The organism is Halorubrum tibetense, assembly GCF_042661865.1.
Lineage (GTDB): Archaea > Halobacteriota > Halobacteria > Halobacteriales > Haloferacaceae > Halorubrum > Halorubrum tibetense.
On record NZ_JBHSWW010000395.1, the window covers coordinates 1 to 1,687 of the forward strand.

The following is a 1,687-nucleotide window of genomic DNA, read 5'->3' on the forward strand; positions in this document are numbered from 1 at the left end:
TGGAGGACGGGGTCGTCGGCGCGAAACTGACGGCGATCGAGGCGCTCGCGTCCGGCACGACGACGCTCGGCGAGTACGCCGAGGGGGTCGCGACGCTCGTCGAGCGGGTGTATCGCCCCCTTGGACTCCGTGTCGTCGCCACCGAGACGATCAACGAGGTCCCCGACGACCGCACGGACGGCGGCCCCGACGAGCCGTACTCGTTCGACCGCGGGGCCGGGGAGACGGCGCTCGAACGCGCCGAGGCGCTGTTCGAGCCGTTCGCCGACGACTCGCTCGTTACGCCGGCGTACGGCCCGCAGGCGCTCGATATGGTGTCGCTCGACCTGCTCGAAACGATCACCGACCGGGCGCGACGGGGGGACCGAACCGTACACATGCACGTCGCCCAGGGCGACCGCGAGCGTAGACAGATCGCCGCCCGGTACGGCGAGGGAGCGACCACGGTCGGCGTGCTCCACGACGAGAGACTGCTCGGCGACCATCTGCTCGCGGCCCACCTCCACGGCGCGACCCCGGGCGAACGCGAGCGGCTCGCGGACGCCGGAGTACGGATGGTCGGGTGCCCCTCGTCGATCGTCGCCATCGACGGAATCGTCCCCCCGATCGTCGAGTACCGCGAGCACGGCGGCGTCGTCGCGTTCGGCACCGACCAAGCACCGGGACCCGGGGGACACGACGCGCTCCGGGAGCTCCGAACGACCTCGATGGTGTCGAAAGCCGAGCGTGGGGACCCGACCGCGATCGACGCGGCCGCCGCACTCGAGCTCGCCACGATCGGCGGGGCGCGGGCGCTCGGGATCGCCGACCGAGTCGGGTCGCTCTCGCCCGGGAAGCGTGCCGACGTCGTGGTGTGTGACCTGGGTCGGCCGAGCGTGGCACCCACGGTCCGATCGCCGTTTCACACCGCGATCCCGAACCTGGTGTACGGTGCCGGCAGCGATGTCGTCAGGGACGTGTTCGTCGACGGCGTCCAGCTCGTCTCTCCGGGCGGTATCGTCGGTGTCGACGTCGGTGATGTCGTCTCGGAGGCGAGACGCCGTGCCGAGCGCGTCTTCGCCGACGCGGAGACGGACTGGCGGGCGGCCGGGTCGACGATGGTCGACGCGGTGGATAACGGGCGGCTCTGAGCGGTCGGCCCCACCGGATCAGCGACGCCGATCCCAGACCGGCCGGTCGTCGTCCCGATAGTCGATCCCCGTCCGACTCCCCGACTCCGGGCCGTTCGTCGGGCTCCGCGCCCCCACGCACTCGTGAACCGCTCGAAGGAACGCGGCCGGGTCGACCGTGAGCAGCGTGTCGTCGGCCGCGCGAAGCCGGTTGTTCGGTCGGCCGTTCCCGATCGGAACCCTGACTGACTCGACGAGTCCGCGGGATTCGAGCGTCCGTCGGGCGTCGGCGAACCGCTGTGCCTCCACGACGTTCAGGTCGTTCGCCCACTGTCGAACGTCGGTAAACAGGAGGTCGTGGCGCGCACCGAGGGCGACGAACAGCGTCCGGTCGTCGACCGCCTGCGATCTGTCGAGTGCGTGGGGGTCGAGATCCACCGTTTCGAGAACCGTTTCGAGGTCGTCGCCGAACCGTCTGCTCAGTCGCTGACGGGCAGCCGCGACCACCGCCGTCCGGTGGGGCATGTCGACCCGCGCTGGCTCGGCACGCTCGAACCGCGCCTCGACCGCGCCGTGGG

At 71.4% G+C, this 1,687-nt stretch carries 1 protein-coding gene and 1 pseudogene; one reads left to right on the forward strand and one right to left on the reverse strand.

Going from position 1 to position 1,687, the window contains the following annotated elements:
• On the forward strand, positions 1-1,130 hold a 1,130-nt coding region (locus ACFQEU_RS15460; RefSeq protein WP_379783607.1), incomplete at its 5' end, for an amidohydrolase family protein.
• Positions 1,131-1,148: 18 nt separating this feature from the next.
• On the opposite strand, the pseudogene ACFQEU_RS15465 reads toward ACFQEU_RS15460, so the two are convergent.
• Positions 1,149-1,687: pseudogene (locus ACFQEU_RS15465) on the reverse strand (transcriptional regulator TbsP domain-containing protein); the annotation flags it as partial.